Origin of the sequence: Pseudomonas sp. PDM28, assembly GCF_019219115.1 — a bacterium.
Lineage (GTDB): Bacteria > Pseudomonadota > Gammaproteobacteria > Pseudomonadales > Pseudomonadaceae > Aquipseudomonas > Aquipseudomonas laurylsulfatiphila.
Map to the genome: position 1 here is coordinate 221814 of NZ_JAHUWG010000006.1, position 19546 is coordinate 241359.

General features: G+C 58.6%; 20 protein-coding genes. 7 read left to right on the top strand and 13 right to left on the bottom strand.

Annotated elements, in window-relative coordinates; translation table 11 throughout:
• The first annotated feature begins 252 nt into the window (after window positions 1–252).
• Window positions 253–2361 carry a molybdopterin oxidoreductase family protein gene (locus tag KW841_RS15570; RefSeq protein ID WP_218477674.1) on the top strand — a complete coding sequence of 703 codons (2109 nt, stop codon included), beginning with the start codon at window positions 253–255 and terminating at the stop codon, window positions 2359–2361.
• A 97-nt stretch (window positions 2362–2458) separates the two neighbouring features.
• Window positions 2459–2800, top strand: a complete 342-nt coding sequence (grxD, locus tag KW841_RS15575) for a Grx4 family monothiol glutaredoxin (protein ID WP_007971318.1) — start codon at window positions 2459–2461, stop codon at window positions 2798–2800.
• Window positions 2801–3050: 250 nt separating this feature from the next.
• On the opposite strand, the gene bfr is transcribed toward grxD, so the two are convergent.
• Entirely contained in the window at window positions 3051–3527 is a 477-nt protein-coding gene (gene bfr, locus KW841_RS15580; RefSeq protein ID WP_007985870.1) for a bacterioferritin, read from the bottom strand.
• A 200-nt stretch (window positions 3528–3727) separates the two neighbouring features.
• Complete coding sequence (locus KW841_RS15585) at window positions 3728–3946, bottom strand: bacterioferritin-associated ferredoxin (protein WP_007971322.1); 219 nt, start codon at window positions 3944–3946, stop codon at window positions 3728–3730.
• A gap of 311 nt (window positions 3947–4257) precedes the next feature.
• On the opposite strand from KW841_RS15585, the gene KW841_RS15590 reads away from it, so the two are divergent.
• Window positions 4258–4860 (top strand): peroxiredoxin, encoded by a 603-nt coding sequence (locus tag KW841_RS15590; protein ID WP_007971324.1) that lies wholly within the window; start codon window positions 4258–4260, stop codon window positions 4858–4860.
• Between the two features lie 192 nt (window positions 4861–5052).
• Here KW841_RS15590 and rnt read toward each other — a convergent pair whose 3' ends face one another.
• Window positions 5053–5730, bottom strand: coding sequence for a ribonuclease T (rnt, locus tag KW841_RS15595; protein WP_007972317.1), 678 nt, complete (start codon window positions 5728–5730; stop codon window positions 5053–5055).
• Complete coding sequence (gene pyrC / locus KW841_RS15600; protein ID WP_218477676.1) at window positions 5727–6773, bottom strand: dihydroorotase; 1047 nt, start codon at window positions 6771–6773, stop codon at window positions 5727–5729. The genes rnt and pyrC overlap by 4 nt, the downstream gene beginning before the upstream one ends.
• A gap of 159 nt (window positions 6774–6932) precedes the next feature.
• Between pyrC and KW841_RS15605 the strand changes: the two genes are divergently transcribed.
• Together KW841_RS15605 and KW841_RS15610 are read left to right on the top strand one after the other, a co-directional pair.
• Window positions 6933–7838, top strand: a complete 906-nt coding sequence (locus KW841_RS15605) for an OmpA family protein (protein WP_218477679.1) — start codon at window positions 6933–6935, stop codon at window positions 7836–7838.
• A gap of 129 nt (window positions 7839–7967) precedes the next feature.
• A complete protein-coding gene (locus KW841_RS15610; protein WP_007972320.1) occupies window positions 7968–9185 on the top strand; it encodes an argininosuccinate synthase in 1218 nt (405 codons plus the stop codon).
• Window positions 9186–9333: 148 nt separating this feature from the next.
• On the opposite strand, the gene KW841_RS15615 is transcribed toward KW841_RS15610, so the two are convergent.
• Entirely contained in the window at window positions 9334–10044 is a 711-nt protein-coding gene (locus KW841_RS15615) for a hypothetical protein (RefSeq protein ID WP_116581123.1), read from the bottom strand.
• Between the two features lie 474 nt (window positions 10045–10518).
• Here KW841_RS15615 and KW841_RS15620 point away from each other — a divergent pair, with 474 nt between their 5' ends.
• The gene (locus tag KW841_RS15620; RefSeq protein WP_007972324.1) at window positions 10519–11145 is read left to right on the top strand and encodes a response regulator transcription factor; all 627 of its coding nucleotides are present in this window, start codon (window positions 10519–10521) and stop codon (window positions 11143–11145) included.
• Between the two features lie 78 nt (window positions 11146–11223).
• Here the strand turns inward: KW841_RS15620 and KW841_RS15625 are convergent, their stop codons facing one another.
• The 8 genes from KW841_RS15625 to metG all read right to left on the bottom strand — a co-directional run bounded on the left by KW841_RS15625 (window position 11224) and on the right by metG (window position 18146).
• Complete coding sequence (locus KW841_RS15625; RefSeq protein ID WP_110660665.1) at window positions 11224–11403, bottom strand: PA3496 family putative envelope integrity protein; 180 nt, start codon at window positions 11401–11403, stop codon at window positions 11224–11226.
• A gap of 106 nt (window positions 11404–11509) precedes the next feature.
• Window positions 11510–12148, bottom strand: a complete 639-nt coding sequence (gene nth, locus KW841_RS15630; RefSeq protein ID WP_218477681.1) for an endonuclease III — start codon at window positions 12146–12148, stop codon at window positions 11510–11512.
• A 25-nt stretch (window positions 12149–12173) separates the two neighbouring features.
• Window positions 12174–12758, bottom strand: a complete 585-nt coding sequence (locus tag KW841_RS15635) for an Rnf-Nqr domain containing protein (RefSeq protein WP_218477684.1) — start codon at window positions 12756–12758, stop codon at window positions 12174–12176.
• Window positions 12751–13362 (bottom strand): RnfABCDGE type electron transport complex subunit G, encoded by a 612-nt coding sequence (locus tag KW841_RS15640; protein ID WP_218477686.1) that lies wholly within the window; start codon window positions 13360–13362, stop codon window positions 12751–12753. Before KW841_RS15640 ends, KW841_RS15635 begins: the two co-directional genes overlap by 8 nt.
• Window positions 13359–14345 carry an RnfABCDGE type electron transport complex subunit D gene (locus KW841_RS15645; protein ID WP_218477689.1) on the bottom strand — a complete coding sequence of 329 codons (987 nt, stop codon included), beginning with the start codon at window positions 14343–14345 and terminating at the stop codon, window positions 13359–13361. Before KW841_RS15645 ends, KW841_RS15640 begins: the two co-directional genes overlap by 4 nt.
• Window positions 14332–15345, bottom strand: coding sequence for an electron transport complex subunit RsxB (gene rsxB, locus KW841_RS15650; RefSeq protein WP_218477713.1), 1014 nt, complete (start codon window positions 15343–15345; stop codon window positions 14332–14334). The genes KW841_RS15645 and rsxB overlap by 14 nt, the downstream gene beginning before the upstream one ends.
• Entirely contained in the window at window positions 15342–15911 is a 570-nt protein-coding gene (locus KW841_RS15655; RefSeq protein ID WP_218477715.1) for an electron transport complex protein RnfA, read from the bottom strand. The genes rsxB and KW841_RS15655 overlap by 4 nt, the downstream gene beginning before the upstream one ends.
• A gap of 183 nt (window positions 15912–16094) precedes the next feature.
• Window positions 16095–18146 carry a methionine--tRNA ligase gene (gene metG, locus KW841_RS15660; RefSeq protein WP_007978555.1) on the bottom strand — a complete coding sequence of 684 codons (2052 nt, stop codon included), beginning with the start codon at window positions 18144–18146 and terminating at the stop codon, window positions 16095–16097.
• A 221-nt stretch (window positions 18147–18367) separates the two neighbouring features.
• Between metG and apbC the strand changes: the two genes are divergently transcribed.
• Window positions 18368–19462: an iron-sulfur cluster carrier protein ApbC gene (gene apbC / locus KW841_RS15665; RefSeq protein WP_218477728.1), complete on the top strand. Its 1095-nt coding sequence runs from the start codon at window positions 18368–18370 to the stop codon at window positions 19460–19462.
• The last annotated feature ends 84 nt before the right edge of the window (window positions 19463–19546 follow it).

Below are 19546 nucleotides of genomic sequence, written 5' to 3' on the forward strand. Positions count from 1 at the left end.
GGTCTCGACGAACACTGGCGCCTGATTGGCGAACTGACCGGTGTCGATGTCGCTCGCGGGGCGTTCGAAAACCTCCAGGAAATCCAGTTGCAGGCACCGCCCAGGCTGCCGTCGAACTGAACCCGCGCGGCCATCGGCTGGCCTGATATCCCTCGATTCACAAGACGAACGTCGCTGGCGTGGCATCGGGGCTGGCGCCATAGTTTTGTTTCCGCGGCTATCGTTGCCCGCCCATAACAAGACAGACTGGCCATGACCAAGACTCTCCATCACCGTGCGTGCCATTTGTGCGAAGCCATCTGTGGCCTGACCATTGAAACCACCGAAGTCGAAGGTGGTAAAGTGCAGATCACGTCGATCAAAGGCGATCCCCAGGACACATTCAGTCGTGGCCACATCTGCCCCAAGGCCGTGGCCCTGCAAGACATCCAGAACGATCCGGATCGCCTGCATCAGCCGATGCAGCGGGTGGGCAATGAATGGCAGCCCATCGAATGGGAAGCGGCATTCAACCTGGTGGCCGAGCGCCTGGCGGCGATTCAGGAGCGTCATGGGCAAAACGCCGTGGCGGTCTATCAAGGCAACCCGAGCGTGCACAATTACGGGCTGATGACCCACAGCAATTACTTCCTCGGCCTGCTGAAAACCCGCAACCGGTTTTCCGCGACGTCGGTCGATCAATTGCCCCATCACCTGACCAGTCATTTGATGTACGGCCACGGTTTGCTGCTTCCGATCCCGGACATCGATCACACCGATTTCATGCTGATCCTGGGCGGCAACCCGCTGGCTTCGAACGGCAGCATCATGACCGTGCCCGATGTGGAAAAACGCTTGAAGGCGATACAGTCCCAGGGTGGCAAAGTGGTGGTGGTCGACCCTCGCCGCAGTGAAACGGCGGCGATTGCCGATCAGCATCTGTTCGTGCGCCCGGGCGGTGATGCCGCGCTGTTGTTCGGGTTGCTCAACACCTTGTTCGCTGAGGGTCTGACTCGCGAGAGCCATCTGCCGGTAGACGGTCTTGAGGACGTGCGGGAGGCCGTCGCACCGTTCACCGCCGAGGCCATGAGTCCGTTGTGCGCGGTACCGGCCGAACAGATCCGCCAATTGGCGCGAGACTTCGCCGCGGCGCCCTCGGCTGTCTGTTATGGCCGCATGGGCGTCTCGACTCAGGCCTTCGGAACACTTTGTCACTGGGTGGTGCAGTTGATCAATCTGGTCACCGGCAACCTCGACCGCGTGGGTGGTGCCTTGTGCACCGAGCCGGCGGTGGATCTGGTGGCGACGACTTCGGGCGGGCATTTCAATTTGTGGCAGAGCCGGGTTTCCGGGCGTCCGGAATACGCCGGAGAGTTGCCGGTCTCTGCGCTGGCCGAAGAGATGCTTACCGAAGGGCAAGGGCAAGTGCGGGCGCTGATCACCGTGGCGGGTAATCCGGTGTTGTCCACGCCCAATGGCCGAAAACTCGAGCAGGCACTGGACGGGTTGGATTTCATGGTCAGCATCGACTTGTACATCAATGAAACCACGCGCTACGCCGACCTGATCCTGCCGTCCACATCGGCCCTGGAAAACGACCATTACGACACCACATTCAACCTGTTCGCGGTGCGCAACGTCAGTCGTTTCAACCGTGCAATCCTCGCCAAGCCCGAAGGGGCATTGCACGACTGGGAGATCTTCGTCGGGCTGGCCAAGGCGTTTGCCGCCAGAACCGGCAAAGAGTTGAAACCTACCATCGCCCCGGCGCAAATGATCGATCGCGGCCTGCGCATGGGGATGTACGGCGACACCTCAGAGCACAAGCTATCGCTGGCGACTTTGTTCGATCATCCCCATGGCGTCGATCTTGGCGCGCTCAAGCCTAACCTTGCACCGCGCCTGAAGACTGCCAATCAACGCATCCAGGCCGCGCCGGCGGCGATTCTCGCTGACCTGGCGCGCTTCGCCGCCTTGAAGGCGCCGGCCGCCGACGAGTTGTTGATGATTGGCCGCCGGCATGTACGCAGCAACAACTCATGGATGCATAACTATCATCGGTTGGTGAAGGGCAAGCCACGACACCAGTTGCTGATGCATCCGGACGACCTGGCCAGTCGCGGGCTCAGTGACGGACAGCGCGTTCGGGTCAGTTCGCGGGTGGGTGTGATTGAGGTCGAAGTGCTGGGCAGTCTTGATATGATGAAAGGTGTGGTCAGCCTGCCGCACGGCTGGGGTCACGCGCGGCCGGGCGTGCAGATGTCGATTGCCAGCAGCCAGCCGGGCTCCAGCGCCAACGACCTGACCGACGAATGCCGGATTGACGAACTGTCGGGAAATGCCGCGCTCAATGGCGTGCCAGTGACCGTGGCGGCGGCTTGAATCAGTCTGACGGAGAGACCGAGCAGGGCGCTCGGCTTTCCGTTACAATGCGCCACCGTGCCGACCCATGAGTCGGAAAGTTCAGCCGAGGTGCTCCATGGATATCATCGAAACGATTAAAGAGCAGATTGCCAACAACACCATTCTGCTTTACATGAAAGGCTCGCCAAATGCCCCGCAGTGCGGCTTCTCCGCGAAAGCTGCACAGGCCGTGATGGCGTGTGGTGAAAAGTTTGCGTACGTGGACATCCTGCAGAACCCGGAAATCCGCGCCAACCTGCCAAAATACGCCAACTGGCCAACCTTCCCGCAACTGTGGGTTGCCGGTGAGCTGGTCGGCGGTAGCGACATCATGACTGAAATGGCTGCTGACGGTTCGCTGCAGAGCCTGATCAAGGACGCCGCTGCCAAGGCCGCTGCTCCAAAGACCGAAGCCTGATTCGCTTCCTGTAGGAGCGAGCTCGCTCGCGATGGACTAAAGAACGCCGCGGGGAACCAGATTTCCCGCGTTATCGTTGACCACCATCGTCGGAACGCCGCCCGGAGCAAGCTCGCTCCTACAACAGCAGGCACAAAAAAAGCCCCGCCACTCGAAAGAGGGCGGGGCTTTTTATTGTGTCTATTGGGGCTGTCGCCGGCTGCGATCTTTTGATCCTGGAAAGTCAAAAGATCGCAGCCTTCGGCAGCTCCTACTCGTCTTCGCCCATCTGCGATTGCAGATAGTTTTCGATACCGATCTTGTCGATCAGGCCCAACTGGGTTTCCAGCCAGTCGATATGTTCTTCTTCAGACTCGAGGATATCTTCAAGCAGCTCACGGCTGCCGAAGTCGCCCACTGTTTCGCAGTGCGCGATAGCCACTTTCAAGTCGGCATGGCCGGTTTTCTCGATGCGCAGGTCGCACTCCAGCATTTCCTTGGTGTGCTCGCCGATGTGCAACTTGCCCAGGTCCTGGACGTTCGGCAGGCCTTCAAGGAACAGGATCCGCTTGATCAGCTTGTCCGCGTGCTTCATCTCGTCGATGGATTCGTGGTACTCGTGCTTGCCGAGCTTGTTCAGGCCCCAATCTTCGTACATGCGCGCATGCAGGAAGTATTGATTGATCGCGACCAGCTCATTGGCAAGGATCTTGTTGAGATGCTGGATGACTGTAACGTCGCCTTTCATGATGGGGTCCTGCCCTTTGTTAGCTGTCAATAGAACACAGAGTTTGAGCCGCGTATTTAATAGTGTCAAACCTAAGTTATTGAAACTTAAATGAAAATTAATCGGAATAAGAATGTTTGTGTTCCGCGTCTAGAGCATAACTAGTTGATTTTGAGACATAAAAAAACCGGACATATGTCCGGTTCTTTGAAATTCGATAGTTAAGCCGCGGTAAATTCTGCTGGATAGGGAATTGCAGCCTGGGCCGTTTGCAGTTTGGTCAGGGTCTCGCGGACCACTTCCTTGGCAAGGCAGGCGCATTTTCCGCATTGGCTGGCAACGCCGGTAGCCGCACGGACTTCCTTGTAGCTGCAGCATCCTTCATAGATCGCATCGCGGATTTGACCGTCGGTGACGCCAGTGCAGAGGCAGACATACATAAGGAAGGACCGTCGCTGATTGTGACTCAATTGCGATGGATCTTAATGTTAACGAGAATGATTGTCAAAGTGGTTTCAGAGTACTTTTCGTCATAAGCGAGGGTGGCTGACGAACGGTCAATACGGCAAACCGGTGATACAAAACCGTTGGGGATTTCATCGTACCGGGAAAAAACAGCTAAGCCAGCTCAAATACGCGGTGTATGATGACCGGTCTTTTGCGACCGGGGTTCGTGTCACAGGGCTGTCGCCTCAGGGTGGCAGGCTGATGCGAACCCTGTTTCTCACGCTATTACACCAGGAGATATCCAATGAGCGTACTCGTAGGCAAACAAGCCCCTGACTTCACCGTACCGGCCGTACTCGGCAATGGCGAGATCGTAGACAGCTTCACCCTGTCTTCGGCGATCAAAGGCAAATACGGCCTGGTGTTCTTCTACCCGCTGGACTTCACCTTCGTTTGCCCGTCCGAGCTGATCGCTCTGGACAACCGCATGTCCGAGTTCAAGGCGCGTAACGTTGAAGTGGTCGCCGTGTCGATCGACTCGCACTTCACCCACAATGCCTGGCGCAACACTCCGGTCAACAATGGCGGTATCGGCGAAGTCCGTTACACCATGGCTGCCGACATCAAGCAGGAAATCATGAAGGCCTACGACGTTCAGTCCGCTGACGGCGTAGCGTTCCGTGGCGCGTTCCTGATCGACGACAAAGGCGTTGTCCGTTCGCAGATCATCAACGACCTGCCGCTGGGCCGTAACATGGAAGAGCTGCTGCGTCTGGTCGACGCTCTGCAATTCCACGAAGAGCACGGCGAAGTCTGCCCTGCCAACTGGAAGAAAGGCGACAAAGGCATGAACGCTTCGCCAGAAGGCGTTGCAGCTTACCTGACCGAGCACGCTGCCGCCCTGTAAGGCGCACGCTGCAGGTAAAAAAAACCGGCCATCGAGGCCGGTTTTTTTATGCGCGGGATATACAAAACACTGTAGGAGCGAGCCTGCTCGCGATGGACTCAGGAACACCGCGGTGTGTCAGGCTCCCAGCGTTATCGTTGACGACCATCGCGAGCAGGCTCGCTCCCACAAAGAGCAAAGCGCCGACTGTCATCAATCGTTGAAATCTTCCCAGCCACCCATCTGTTTCCAGCGATTGACGATGCCGCAGAACAGCTCTGCCGTCTTCTCGGTGTCATAGCGCGCCGAGTGGGCTTCGCGACCGTCGAAGTCGATGTCCGCTGCCTGACACGCCTTGGCCAGCACGGTCTGGCCATAGGCCAGGCCAGCGAGCGTCGCGGTATCGAAACTGGAGAACGGATGGAACGGATTGCGCTTCATGTCCAGGCGCGCAACCGCCGCGTTCAGGAAGCCCAGGTCGAAGCTGCTGTTATGCCCGACCAGGATCGCCCGTTTGCAACCGTTGGCCTTGAGGGCCTTGCGCACGCCGCGGAAGATATCGTTCAGGGCAGACTCTTCACTCACGGCCATGCGCAGCGGGTGATCGAGCTTGATCCCGGTGAACTCCAGGGCCGCCGCTTCGATGTTCGCGCCTTCGAATGGCTCGACACGGAAGAAGTAGGTGTGATCCGGGTAGACAAAACCCTTTTCATCCATGGCGATGGTGGTCGCGGCGATTTCCAGCAGGGCATCGGTGGCCGAGTTGAAGCCACCGGTTTCTACGTCGACGACAACCGGCAGGTAACCACGAAACCTGGCAGCCATTGGATGACGGGAACCGCCACCGCCGCCATTGCCTTCCAGTTCGTCGTCGAAATGGTCTTCACTCACGCGTGTTCCTCCAGCAGGCGCCAGCGCAGTTTTTCACCGGCGCGCAGCGGGATAACGGTCAGCTCGCCAAACGGCAGGCTGGCAGGGGCGGTCCATTCTTCGCGGACCAGAGTGATGCGATCGGTGTTGGCCGGCAGGCCATAGAAACGCGGGCCGTTGAGGCTGGCGAAGGCTTCGAGCTTGTCCAGCGCATTGCGTTGTTCGAACGCTTCGGCGTACATCTCGATCGCCGCATAAGCGGTGTAGCAGCCGGCACAACCACAAGCGGCTTCCTTGGCGTGCTGGGCGTGGGGGGCCGAGTCGGTGCCGAGGAAGAATTTTTCGCTGCCGCTGGTGGCGGCGTCGAGCAGGGCTTCCTGGTGCGTATTGCGCTTGAGGATCGGCAGGCAGTAGAAATGCGGCCGAATCCCGCCCACCAGCATGTGGTTGCGGTTGTACAGCAGGTGATGCGCGGTGATGGTCGCGCCCACGTTGGCCGAAGCCGAGTTGACGAACTGTACGGCGTCAGCGGTGGTGATGTGTTCGAACACCACCTTGAGCGTCGGGAAACGCTCGACCACACGACGCATGTGCTCGTCGATGAAGATTTTTTCGCGGTCGAACACGTCGACATCGCCACGGGTGACTTCGCCGTGGATCAGCAGCGGCATCCCGATTTCGGCCATGGCCTCGAGTGCAGGAAAAATCTTGTCGATGCTGGTAACACCAGAGTCCGAGTTGGTGGTCGCGCCGGCCGGGTACAGCTTGGCGGCGTGCACGAATCCGCTGGCCTTGGCCTCACGGATCTCTTCAGGCTGGGTGCGGTCGGTCAGGTACAGGACCATCAGCGGCTCGAACGGGCTGCCGGCCGGGCGGGCAGCGAGAATCCGCTGGCGATAGCCGTCGGCTTCGGCCGCGTTGCGCACCGGTGGAACCAGGTTGGGCATGATGATGGCGCGGCCAAAGGTGCGCGCGACATCCGCGACGGTATTGGTCAACACGGCACCATCGCGAAGATGAATGTGCCAGTCGTCGGGACGCAGCAGGGTCAGGCGGTCGGACATGAGGGGATTCCAGGCGGGTCAAACTCAAGGGAATGCTACCGGAAAAGACTCTTGCAGGCACTCGCTATCAAGTTTTGCCGCCAGCTTCCGATATCCAACAGGTATGCCGTAATCATGTGTGTGTCGGTCTTTTTGTTGTAGAAGCCAGTGGAGCCTCCCGTGCGCCAGCGTTATTTAGCCTTGCTCAGTGTGTTTGCCAGCCTTCCCGCGATGGCGCTCACTTTTCAGACCCGCCTGGAGAGCATTGAGTGGACGGTCGAAGGCGACAAGTTCGAATGCCGCCTGGCGCAGCCGATTACCGACTTCGGTTCGGGTGAGTTCGTGCGCAAGGCCGGTGAGCAGGCAACGTTTCGTCTGAAAGCCTATAACCCGATGATGGGCGGAGGTTCGGCGACCTTGCTGGCCGCTGCTGCACCGTGGCAGCCGGGGCGTGAGGATATAAACCTGGGCACGGTGAGAATCGGCAGCGGCAACGTGTTGTTCAACAGTTCACAGGTGCAGGCCGGACGCCTGATCAGCGGTCTCATGGACGGTCGCAGCCCGGTGGTTCGCCATTCCTCGGGAGATGGCCGGGTGTCGGAAGTGCGCTTGCTGCCGGTCAGGTTCACCCAGGCGTTTGCCGATTATCAAGGCTGCGTGGCCAAACTGTTGCCACAGAACTTCGAGCAGGTGAAACAATCCCAAATCGGCTTCCCTGGCGGCGGTATCGAGCTCGACAATGCCGCGAAAGCCAAGCTGCAGGTCATGCTGGAGTACATGAAGGCTGATCCGACGGTCAATCACATCGAGCTCGACGGTCACTCCGACAACAGCGGTAACCGCCTGACCAATCGCGATCTGTCGCGGCGCCGGGCCCTGGCAGTGATGGAGTTCTTCAAGGCCAACGGCATCCAGGAGTCGCAAATCACCTTGCGTTTCCATGGTGAACGTTATCCGCTGGCGCCCAATACCAACAACGCCAACCGTGCGAAGAATCGTCGGGTCGCGGTACGCCTGGAGCGGGGAGCGCCCGCGGAACAAGTCGCCCCGCAAGCGACGAAAGCGGCCAATTCGGCAACTTCCTGACTTTTCGGTCATCGTCGCGCTCTCGACAGATTCTGTCGCTTGGTCGTCATAAGCTGTCGCGCCTCTGTAAATTATCCTGCATGAGCGGTAGACTTCACGGCTTTCCGTAGAACCCCGTGGAGTGATGGCATGGCGGACGTAAACAAGGTCGTTCTGGCGTATTCCGGCGGCCTGGACACTTCGGTGATCCTCAAGTGGCTGCAGGATACATATAACTGTGAAGTGGTGACCTTCACCGCTGACCTGGGTCAGGGCGAAGAGGTCGAACCTGCACGCGCCAAGGCTCAGGCCATGGGCGTCAAAGAGATCTATATCGACGACTTGCGCGAAGAGTTCGTGCGCGATTTCGTTTTCCCGATGTTCCGCGCCAACACCGTTTACGAAGGCGAGTACCTGTTGGGTACTTCCATCGCTCGTCCGCTGATCGCCAAGCGCCTGATCGAAATCGCCAACGAAACCGGCGCTGATGCCATTTCCCATGGCGCCACCGGCAAGGGCAACGACCAGGTTCGTTTCGAATTGGGCGCGTACGCCTTGAAGCCTGGCGTGAAAGTGATTGCCCCCTGGCGTGAGTGGGACCTGCTGTCCCGTGAAAAACTGATGGACTACGCCGCGAAGCACGCGATCCCGATCGAGCGTCACGGCAAGAAGAAGTCCCCGTACTCCATGGATGCCAACCTGCTGCACATTTCCTATGAAGGCGGCGTGCTGGAAGACACCTGGACCGAGCACGAAGAAGACATGTGGCGTTGGACCGTTTCCCCGGAAAACGCTCCAGACAAGCCGCAGTATCTGGAACTGACCTACCGCAACGGCGACATCGTCGCGCTGGATGGCGTCGAAATGACGCCGGCCACCGTGCTGGCGACCCTGAACCGTATCGGTGGCGAGCACGGTATCGGTCGTCTCGACATCGTCGAGAACCGCTATGTGGGCATGAAGTCCCGTGGCTGCTACGAAACCCCTGGCGGCACCATCATGCTGCGTGCCCACCGTGCGATCGAATCGATCACCCTGGACCGCGAAGTGGCTCACCTCAAAGACGAGTTGATGCCCAAGTACGCCAGCCTGATCTACACCGGCTACTGGTGGAGCCCTGAGCGTCTGATGCTGCAACAGATGATCGATGCGTCCCAGGTCAACGTGAACGGCGTTGTGCGCCTGAAACTGTACAAGGGCAATGTGATTGTCACTGGCCGCAAGTCCGACGACTCGCTGTTCGACGCCAACATTGCTACTTTCGAAGAAGATGGCGGCGCGTACAACCAGGCGGATGCTGCGGGCTTCATCAAGCTCAACGCCCTGCGCATGCGCATTGCGGCGAACAAAGGCCGGAAGCTGTTCTGAGACCTTTGAACTCGTGATGGAAACCTGACCTCGTCCTCGACGAGGTCAGGCACCTGAAACGGGGTGTGATGCCAGTTACTGCGTTGTCGGGGATATTCGTTGCCGCCGACGGTTTCCTGTCTTTCTCCTTCCAATGGCCTGTCCTGTACTACGCGTTGTTGTTTGCCGGTTGTCCGGCTTGATCAATGACTGTCAACCGGTGCGAGACCGGATCGTAGGCAATGTAAAAGGCGGGGCAGTGCTTCCTGGTCTGCCTGGAATGCTTGAGCGCACTGGCCTTCAGTAAAGTCTCTGAAATGGCACAAGTGACAAACAGAATCACGTACGCCATCTTTTCCCGCGGCTTCTGGATTTTTTCCAGTAGCGTTTCAAATTCGACCTCCTGGCTCATCCAGCGTGTATCAACGATGCAAAGGTCTTTTACATATTCCGGTAACTGAAGTTGATGCTGAACGTAGACGGTGCTGTGCAGACCTATCTCCGTTGGCGGGTCCTGTGCACCGCAGGGCGACCGAGCTGACGACTGGCCATTCGTTGACGTTTCCATAGCGGGGTTCGCGGACGGCTTTCCGGATACTTTTTTTTCCGACCGCCCAGCATCTTCCATTACCTTCATGAAATGTTTTCCCTTTTCAAAGTCGGAAGGCGCATACAGTGATCGGTAGTTGAAGTTAAGTGTCGCGAAAAAAAGCAAAAGTAAGTAAAACGGAAAGCTGATCAGAAACCAGACATAGAGTTCTCTTTCCTCTTGGTTAAGAAAAGGCAGGGAAACGGCGGCCGAGGTTTCAGAGAGTGCTGCGAATATCGCAATGATAGTCATTGGGTTGGTGATTAGCTTTCTGTCATGTTCTGTGCTCATGTTGAATTCTCATTTGTTGAATGTTTTTTGAAGTATGGTCGATGTAGTTGCTTTGGAGTTTTTTTGAAGATTGCTGGTGGTGTTTTAATGATTGCTCAAAAAATATAATTTGCTGTAAGAGTAATTGGATGTCTGGTGTGTGATATTTCTGGTGTGAATGTTGAATGTGAAAATATCAGTTACGTTTTAGCGCAGAAGTAGATACTTATGTTTGTCAGAGCGCAGCTGTTCACGCTGGCTTTTGGAAAATTCTGGTTGTAAATCGATAGAACCGATTGCTGAAAACTGCACCGCCATGACGCTGATACAGTTTTCAACCCATTCCGTTCGAGGGATTTTTGTAGGAGAAATCCGTGTTGTTTGTAGGGTATGTCTCTTGGTGTGGGTGGTTGGAAGGGGCGACATGCCATGGGTGAAACGACTAGGCTATTGTGCGGGCTCTAAAAATTCGAACAGCGAAAATTGGACTTGCCCATGAATAAAGTGCTGATCGTGGATGATCACCCCGTCATTCGTCTTGCGGTACGTATGCTAATGGAACGTCATGGCTACGAAGTTATTGCAGAAACCGATAATGGTGTGGATGCACTGCAACTAGCTCGTGAACTTACGCCGGATATTGTCATTCTGGATATCGGGATTCCGAAGCTGGACGGATTGGAAGTCATCGCGCGTTTGTCGTCGACTTCAATGCCGATGAAAGTGCTGATCCTGACTTCCCAGGCACCGGGGCATTTTTCCATGCGTTGCATGCAATCCGGTGCAGCCGGTTATGTCTGCAAACAGCAAGATCTGACGGAGTTGCTCAGTGCAATAAAGGCCGTGTTGTCAGGCTACAGTTACTTTCCCAATCAAGCCTTGCATACCGTGCGTTGCAGTTTGGGGAACGCCAGTGAGGCGGACATGGTTGATCGGTTGTCGGGGCGGGAAATGATGGTCTTGCAGCAATTGGCCAGAGGGAAGACCAATAAGGAAATTGCCGATGGAATGTTTTTGAGCAATAAAACTGTCAGTACTTACAAGACCCGCCTGTTGCTCAAGCTCAATGCAAGGTCCCTGGTCGATTTGATCGAACTGGCACAACGCAACGGTCTGGTGTGATGGCGTATCTGCGCGACGAGGGGTGTTTACCGAAGTATGGCACTTAAAAAAGCCTCCGTTTCGGGAGGCTTTCAGGTGTCATAAGTCAAAATCGTAGTCGGCCAATTGCTTTTGCAGTCGGCGCTCCTCCAGCAGATTGTCGATGGTGCGGCGTTTGCTCAGATTAGTTTTCGCTACTTCAACCACCGGCTCGGTGTCATCGGTTTCGGCGGTGGTGAAGTCGTCTTCTACGTCCAATTGCTCTTTGCCAGTACTCATTTAGTTGCTCCAGGCTAAGAAGGCCTTTGGCGCTCCTTATATCGACAATCTCCCGGCGGGTAAAAAAGATTTTTTCAATCGACTATTCAATAATCCCAATAGCGCCTCAATCATCGGAGGTTTTGTGCTTGTATTCGCACAAGTCTTCGATCCGGCAGCTTCCGCATCGGGGCTTGCGCGCGAGGCAGACATAGCGGCCGTGAAGGATCAGCCAGTGATGGGAGTCGAGCAGGTACTCCCTGGGCACGAATTTCATGAGTTTTTTCTCGACTTCCACCACATTCTTGCCGGGCGCAATACCGGTGCGGTTGCTGACCCTGAAAATGTGCGTGTCGACAGCCATGGTCAGCTGACGGAATGCGGTATTGAGTACCACATTGGCGGTTTTGCGGCCGACGCCGGGCAGCGCTTCCAGTTCTTCGCGGGTTTGCGGCACTTCACCGGCATGACGCTCGACCAGCAAGCGGCAGGTTTCGATCACGTTTTTCGCTTTGCTGTTGTACAGGCCGATGGTCTTGATGTACTCCGACAGTCCCTCGACACCCAGGGCATGCATCGCTGCCGGGGTATTGGCAACCGGGAACAGTTTGGCGGTGGCCTTGTTGACGCCGACATCAGTCGACTGGGCCGAGAGAATCACGGCAATCAGCAATTCGAACGGTGAGGAGTAGGCCAGTTCGGTCTTGGGTTCCGGGTTGTCTTCGTGCAGTCTGCGGAAAATTTCCAGACGTTTTGCTGCATTCATGGGCAGTGCGCTTCCTCGTAGGCAATCAATGTGTGGGTTTGGGGTGCCAGGCCTGCCAAGCGGCGATCAGCAGTCCGAGCAGAATGAACCCGCCAGGGACCAATGTGGCCAGGCGCAGACCACCATCGGTCACCAGCACCCAGCCTTGCCAGTCAGTTTGCGTTGCACTGGACAGCCACGATAGTCGGTTTCCAAGGGTTGCGTTGCCGATGAGTTCGCGCAGCAGTCCCATAGCGATCATCAGTGTGACAAACAGCCCGCTGAGTCGCAGGCGCTGGCGCCAGCCGTTCTGAAAGAATCCGGTTTGCTCCAGTACGACGCATTGCAAGGCGAGCATGGCGCCATAAACCCCCAGATGCTGCTGCCATTGCAGCGACCAGGCTTGTGCCATGACTTCCGTGCAACTGGTGAGCGTGGCGGCCAACAGAGCGCTGGCTGGCAAGCGGGCCGCCGGGACCAGTCGGGATCGCAGGGCGCCCATGGCCGGACTGAACAACTGGGTCACCACCATGAACATCAGGCACAGACCAAGTGCGGCCATCAGCGAGTGGGTGGCACCGATCAGCGGCGTCAGCATCAGGGCGTTGCGCAGAGCCGATGAGTTATCCATGGGCAGGGTTCCCGAGCAGTTGTTGCCGGTGTTCATCAAAGTAGCGCAAGGCATCGTGCACGGCATTGATCACCGCTCTTGAGGTGATGGTCGCGCCTGCGATCTGATCGAACTGCCCCTGATCCTTTTTCAGCGCCCAACCGCTGTCGGCGGGTTCTGTTCGGGATTTTCCGGAAAAAACCTGCAGCCAGCCATTGGGCCACTCGGCGATCCGTGCCCCCAGCCCAGGTGTTTCCGACTGTTTGAGGGTTTTGACTCCCAGCAACCTGCCATTCGCATCGACAGCGATCAGTAGCTCAATGGCACCGGTGTAGCCGAGGGTTTGACTGCGCAGCAACACGGCGACGGGTTGGTCGCCCCGGGTCGCCAGATAGCCACCCAGCAAGGTGCTGTTTGCCAGGGTGGTTTTTTCGATCCTGATGGGGTGGTCGAGTGGTTGATTGTCGTAGCTGTCTGACGGTATCAGGTCCAGCAGATTCCGGCTGTCGAGCAGGCGCTGTTCGGCTGCAATGCGCGGCGCGCTGCCGAGTTGCACGAAGTACGTCACGCCCATGCCCAGTGCGGCCAATAACACCAGAAGCGTGATGCTTGATGTCCGGTTCATGACGCCTCCGGCTGTTGTCTGGCCGCCACGAACCGCTCCAGCGCCGGCACACACAGGTTCATCAACAGCACGGCAAAGGCGAGGCCGTCCGGATAGCCGCCCCAGGTACGAATCAGATAAGTCAGGAGCCCGACGCCGACGCCGAACAGCAGTTTTGCCCCGGGGCTTCTGGCGCCGGATACCGGTTCGGTGATGATAAAGAACACCCCGAGCATGGTCGCACCGGTCAGCAGGTGAAACAGCGGCGAGCCATGGGAGTCGGAGCCCGACCCGTTCCAGCACAGCAGGCTGATGACGAACAGGCTGGCCAGCATGCCGACCGGGGCATGCCAGCTGATCACTCTTCGTTGCAGGAGAAACATTCCGCCCGCCAGAAACGCCAGGTTCACCCACTCCACACCGCGTCCGCCGAAGTGGCCGAATGCCGGATTGCCGGCAAACAGTTCATCCATGGTCAGGCTTTTGTTGATCCGCAGGCTGTCCAGCGCCGTGGCCTGCACCCACGCATCCGGTGCCTGGCCGAATCCGAACACTTGCTGCAAGCCACTCAACAGGTCCATGCCATGGGGTGATGGCCAATGGGTCATGGGTTGGGGAAAGGTCACCAGCACCAGAGCAAATCCGAGCATCGCCGGGTTGAAGGGATTTGAGCCGACGCCGCCATACAAGTGTTTGCCAAAGATCATCGCAAAGGCAGCAGCACTGAGGGGCAGCCACCATGGGCAGTAAGGCGGCAGCGCCAGAGCCAGCAAGGTGGCACTGACCAGCGCGCTGCCATCACTCAGGGTTGGCATCAGCGGTCGCTTGCGCCATTGCACGACGGCCGCTTCAACGGCCAGCGCAGCAGCGGCCGCCAGAACCAGGTTGATCAATACGCCCCAGCCGTATAGCCAGAACGCGGCGAGCAGTCCCGGCAGCGTGGCCAGCAGCACCAGCTTCATGGCCTGCTGCAGGCGCTCATCAACGGTTTCAAGGGCTGGCATGGGCGTTCACCTGGCGTTCGGCTTCGCCGAGTGCGCGCTCCAGGGCTTCGATGTGCTCCGCCGGTGCTTCGTTGGCCTGAGCCTTCTTGAGTTCGGCACGGCGCATGGCCAACTGGATCTTGGCCCGTTTCAGATCGGCATCATTTGATGACACCGTTGCGACTGTCGGCGCAGGGGCTGGTGGCGCGGCGCTTTCCAGTTGCACCAGGTTTTGTTCGGCGTCTTCGAACTGCTGTTGCAGGACAATCAACTGCGATTGCTGTTCGAAGGTCGGTGGATGTCCGAAGGCTTTCAGCGATTTGTGCAGTTGGGCCCGACTCATCGCCACATCGATCTTCGCCTTTTTCAGCGCGGCATCGGCATTGGCGGCTTTCTGTGCACGGACGCGCTCGAGGGCGGCCTGTACCGGGTTGACTGCCGCTTCGCTAGGTTGCGTGGCACGTTGGCGGGCCTGGCGTTCGGCGATTTTCTGTTGCTCTTCGCGCTGCAAGCGCGCATTGCGCTGTTCGAAGCGGCGCCGTGCGTGATCGCGCTTGAGAGCACGGGCCTGCCGCGCTTGCGGTGTGAGGGCCAGGCCCCCGACCACCGGCAATCCAGTGTCCAGCGGCAGCGGGCGCATTTCGATGCAGTCCACCGGGCAGGGTGCTACGCAGAGGTCGCAACCGGTGCACTCATCGATGATCACCGTGTGCATCAATTTGGCCGCCCCGACGATGGCATCGACCGGGCAGGCCTGAATGCACTTGGTGCAACCGATACACTCGGCTTCTCGGATATAGGCGATCTGTGCAGGTGCCGAACCGCGAGTGATGTCCAGCTCCAGCACCGGCACCTTCAGCAACTCGGCCAGGGCCGCGATGGTTTCGTTGCCGCCGGGCGGGCACTTGTTGATCGGCTCGCCGCTGGCAATGCCTTCGGCGTACGGTTTGCACCCAGGGTGGCCGCACTTGCCGCATTGGGTTTGCGGCAAGAGTGCGTCGATGAGTTGAATCAGACTCATGTTTTGATCAGTCCGCTGAATCCGAGAAAAACCACTGCGATCAGGCCGGCACCGATCAGATCGATCGGCAGGCCGCGAAAGGGCAGGGGCACATCGTTGTCGGCCGTGCGTTCACGCAAATCAGTGAACAGGTTCAACACCAACCAGAAACCCAACCCGGCACCCAGGCTCAAGGCTATGGCGTGAAACAAGCCTTTGTCCTCCTGAACATTGAGCAAGGCCACGCCGAGCACGCCGGCATTGCCCAGCAGCAATGGCCAGAGGCCTTCGAACGACAGTGTCGAAAACACCCGCGCCAGCAGCTTCAGCAACGGGGCGATCAGCAACACGCTCAATGGCAGAAACACAAACAGGCGCAGCGCCGTCAATTGCAGCGGCATCAGCAGCCAGTGATAGAGCGCGTAGCCGAGCATGCCCACGATCAGCATCAGGCACGTCGTCGCAATGCCCAAGGCATGGACCTGACGGCGCTGGCCGGCCAACAGCGGATCTACGCCCAGCGGCCAGTGCAACACGAGGTTGTTGATCAGGGCTGCACTGATAAGCGTCAGAAGCGTTTCGGTCATGATCGTCCATATCCGATGTTGGATAACTCTGTAGGAGCTGCCGCAGGCTGCGATCTTTTGATCTTGCTCTTGCAAAAGCCAAGATCGCAGCCTGCGGCAGCTCCTGCAGGAGTCAGTATGGGCCAGACATGAAAATCCCACAGTCGCGCCAGGCACGACTGTGGGATCGATTTGCCACGGATCTTACTTGATGCGCTGACCCGGCTTGGCGCCGCTGTCAGGGCTGAGCAGGTAGATTTCTTCACCGCCAGGACCGGCTGCCATCACCATGCCTTCGGAGATGCCGAACTTCATTTTCCGTGGCTTGAGGTTGGCGATCATCATGGTCAGGCGGCCATCGAGCTTGGACGGATCCGGGTAAGCGCTCTTGATCCCGGAGAACACGTTGCGTTGCTCGTCACCGATGTCCAGGGTCAGGCGCAGCAGCTTGTCGGCGCCTTCCACGTGTTCGGCCTTGACGATCAGCGCGACGCGCAAATCGACTGCCGCGAAGGTGTCGAACTCGATTTCCGGCGACAGAGGATCCTTGGCCAGTTCGCCATTGCCGGCCGGTGCGGCTTCGCCGGTGTCGGTCTGGCTGGCGGTCAGGTCTTCTTTCGAGGCGTCGGTCATGGCTTGCACCTTGACCGGGTCGATACGGGTCATCAGCGGCTTGAACTCGTTCAACTGATGGTTGGCGAGCAAGGTCGCGTGGTCGTTCCAGGTCAGCGGTGCGACGTTGAGGAACGCCTCGGCGTCGGCGGCCAGCAGTGGCAGCACAGGCTTGAGGAAAATCACCAACTGGCGGAACAGGTTGACGCCGGTGGCGCAGATCGCCTGGACTTCATCCTGCTTGCCTTCCTGCTTGTTCAGCGACCACGGTGCCTTGTCGGCGATCCAGGCGTTGGCGCGGTCGGCCAGGCCCATGATCTCACGCATGGCGCGGGCGAAGTCGCGGGCTTCGTAGGCGTCGGCAATGCCTGGCGCGGCGGCCAGGAATGCGTCGGTCAGCTCAGGCGCGGCGTTGGTGTCGACCATCACGCCGGCATTGCCTTTGTGAATGAACCCGGCGCAACGGCTGGCGATGTTGACGACCTTGCCCACCAGGTCGGAGTTGACCTTCTGCACGAAGTCCTCGAGGTTCAGGTCGAGGTCGTCGACGCCACGGCCGAGCTTGGACGCGTAGTAATAGCGCAGGTATTCCGGCGACAGGTGATCCAGGTAGGTGCGGGCCTTGATGAACGTGCCGCGGGACTTGGACATCTTCTGGCCATTGACGGTCAGGTAGCCGTGTACGTTGATCCCGGTCGGCTTGCGGTAGCCGGCGCCTTCGAGCATGGCAGGCCAGAACAGGGCGTGGAAGTTGACGATGTCCTTGCCGATGAAGTGGTACAGCTCGGCGGTGGAGTCCTTGCCCCAGAACGCGTCGAAGTCCAGTTCCGGCGTGCGGTTGCACAGGTTCTTGAAGCTGGCCATGTAGCCGATCGGTGCATCCAGCCACACGTAGAAGTACTTGCCTGGCTCGTCGGGGATCTCGAAACCGAAGTACGGCGCATCGCGGGAGATGTCCCACTGTTGCAGGCCGGCATCCAGCCATTCGGCGATCTTGTTGGCCACGGCATCCTGCAGGGTGCCGCTGCGGGTCCAGGTTTGCAGCATGGCCTGGAAGTCCGGCAGCTTGAAGAAGAAGTGCTGGGAATCCTTGAGCACCGGGGTGGCGCCGGAGATCGCCGACTTCGGATCCTTCAGGTCGGTTGGCGCGTAGGTTGCGCCGCATTTTTCGCAGTTGTCGCCGTACTGGTCTTCGGTGCCGCATTTCGGGCAGGTGCCCTTGATGAAGCGGTCGGCCAGGAACATTTTCTTTTCCGGGTCGAAATACTGGGTGATCGAGCGCGTGGCGATGTGCCCGGCGTCACGCAGTTTCAGGTAGATCTGGCTCGACAGCTCACGGTTTTCTTCGGCGTGAGTGGAGTGGAAGTTGTCGAAGTCGACCAGGAACTCGGCAAAGTCGGCGCTGTGTTCAGCCTGGACGTTGGCGATCAGTTGTTCCGGGGTGATGCCTTCCTTTTCCGCGCGCAGCATGATCGCCGAACCGTGGGCGTCGTCGGCGCAGACATAGATGCATTGATTGCCGCGGTGCTTCTGGAAGCGCACCCACATATCGGTCTGGATGTATTCCAGCATGTGGCCAAGATGGATCGAACCATTGGCATAGGGCAGGGCGCTGGTGACGAGGATCTTGCGTGGCTCGGACATGGGGCTCGGCTACTTGATGAAACGGAGGTCGGCCACTATAAAGCGCTGGCGCATATTTTTCATCCTGTGAGCCTGTTTCATTGGATGAGCAGCCAGAAAAGATCGCGGCCTGCGGCAGCTCCTACAGGGAATCGGCGTACATCTGCAGGAGCAGCCGAAGGCGGCGATCTTTTGAGGTACGATAGCCATCATCTTTTCCAGTCCCGTTTTCGGAGTTGCCCATGAGCGCCGTCAATCGCGCAGCGGTGGAAGCCGTCCTTCGCCAATACACCGACCCTTACCTGAACCAGGACCCGGTCAGCGCCGGGTGCGTGCGCAACATCGACATCCAGGGCGACCGCGTCAGCGTCCAGCTCCAATTGGGTTACGCCGCCGGTCTGTTCAAGAGTGGCTGGGCGCAGATGCTGGAAATGGCCATTCAAGGTCTGGACGGCGTGTCGAGTGCCAAAGTCGATATCACCAGCGTGATCGCCGCGCACAAGGCCCAGGCGCAGATCCCGGGGCTGGCCAACGTCAAGAACGTGGTGGCCGTGGCGTCCGGCAAGGGGGGCGTGGGCAAATCCACCACCGCGGCCAACCTGGCCCTGGCCCTGGCTCGCGAAGGCGCCAAGGTCGGGATTCTCGATGCGGACATCTACGGGCCGAGCCAGGGCATCATGTTTGGTATCCCGGAGCGCACCCGTCCTGAGGTCAAGGATCAGAAATGGTTCGTTCCGCTCAAGTCCCATGGCGTCGAAGTGATGTCCATGGCCTTCCTCACCGATGACAACACACCGATGGTCTGGCGTGGTCCGATGGTCTCCGGCGCCTTGCTGCAACTGGTGACCCAAACCGCATGGGGCGACCTGGATTACCTGGTCATCGACATGCCCCCGGGTACCGGTGACATCCAGCTGACCCTGGCGCAGAAAGTGCCGGTGGCCGGTGCAGTCATCGTGACCACCCCGCAGGACCTTGCCTTGCTGGACGCGCGCAAGGGCGTGGAAATGTTCCGCAAGGTCAACATTCCGGTGCTGGGCGTGGTGGAAAACATGGCCGTGCACATCTGCTCCAACTGCGGACATGCCGAGCATCTGTTCGGTGAGGGCGGTGGTGTGAAGCTGGCCAACCAGTATGGCGTCGAGCTGCTGGCCTCGTTGCCGCTATCGATGGTCATCCGCGAACAGGCCGATGGCGGCAAGCCGACGGTGATCGCCGAGCCTGACAGCCAGATCGCCATGGTTTACCAGGAGCTGGCGCGTCATGTCGGTGCGCGGATCGTATTGCAGGAAGCTTTGACGCCGGCGATGCCGAACATCAGCATCAGCGACGATTGATCCCTGTTAAAAGATCGCAGCCTGCGGCAGCTCCTACACGGGATTGATGTTCACCCTGTAGGAGCTGCCGCAGGCTGCGATCTT

Excerpts from the sequence above, each read along its gene's own strand:
- KW841_RS15635 (WP_218477684.1), bottom strand. The coding sequence starts at position 12,758 with ATGGATAACTCATCGGCTCTGCGCAACGCCCTGATGCTGACGCCGCTG.
- KW841_RS15655 (WP_218477715.1), bottom strand. The coding sequence starts at position 15,911 with ATGACCGAAACGCTTCTGACGCTTATCAGTGCAGCCCTGATCAACAAC.
- KW841_RS15640 (WP_218477686.1), bottom strand. The coding sequence starts at position 13,362 with ATGAACCGGACATCAAGCATCACGCTTCTGGTGTTATTGGCCGCACTG.
- rsxB (WP_218477713.1), bottom strand. The coding sequence starts at position 15,345 with ATGAGTCTGATTCAACTCATCGACGCACTCTTGCCGCAAACCCAATGC.
- KW841_RS15590 (WP_007971324.1), top strand. The coding sequence starts at position 4,258 with ATGAGCGTACTCGTAGGCAAACAAGCCCCTGACTTCACCGTACCGGCC.
- KW841_RS15585 (WP_007971322.1), bottom strand. The coding sequence starts at position 3,946 with ATGTATGTCTGCCTCTGCACTGGCGTCACCGACGGTCAAATCCGCGAT.
- KW841_RS15570 (WP_218477674.1), top strand. The coding sequence starts at position 253 with ATGACCAAGACTCTCCATCACCGTGCGTGCCATTTGTGCGAAGCCATC.
- apbC (WP_218477728.1), top strand. The coding sequence starts at position 18,368 with ATGAGCGCCGTCAATCGCGCAGCGGTGGAAGCCGTCCTTCGCCAATAC.
- KW841_RS15620 (WP_007972324.1), top strand. The coding sequence starts at position 10,519 with ATGAATAAAGTGCTGATCGTGGATGATCACCCCGTCATTCGTCTTGCG.
- bfr (WP_007985870.1), bottom strand. The coding sequence starts at position 3,527 with ATGAAAGGCGACGTTACAGTCATCCAGCATCTCAACAAGATCCTTGCC.
- KW841_RS15615 (WP_116581123.1), bottom strand. The coding sequence starts at position 10,044 with ATGAGCACAGAACATGACAGAAAGCTAATCACCAACCCAATGACTATC.
- nth (WP_218477681.1), bottom strand. The coding sequence starts at position 12,148 with ATGAATGCAGCAAAACGTCTGGAAATTTTCCGCAGACTGCACGAAGAC.
- KW841_RS15645 (WP_218477689.1), bottom strand. The coding sequence starts at position 14,345 with ATGCCAGCCCTTGAAACCGTTGATGAGCGCCTGCAGCAGGCCATGAAG.
- pyrC (WP_218477676.1), bottom strand. The coding sequence starts at position 6,773 with ATGTCCGACCGCCTGACCCTGCTGCGTCCCGACGACTGGCACATTCAT.
- grxD (WP_007971318.1), top strand. The coding sequence starts at position 2,459 with ATGGATATCATCGAAACGATTAAAGAGCAGATTGCCAACAACACCATT.
- KW841_RS15625 (WP_110660665.1), bottom strand. The coding sequence starts at position 11,403 with ATGAGTACTGGCAAAGAGCAATTGGACGTAGAAGACGACTTCACCACC.
- metG (WP_007978555.1), bottom strand. The coding sequence starts at position 18,146 with ATGTCCGAGCCACGCAAGATCCTCGTCACCAGCGCCCTGCCCTATGCC.
- KW841_RS15610 (WP_007972320.1), top strand. The coding sequence starts at position 7,968 with ATGGCGGACGTAAACAAGGTCGTTCTGGCGTATTCCGGCGGCCTGGAC.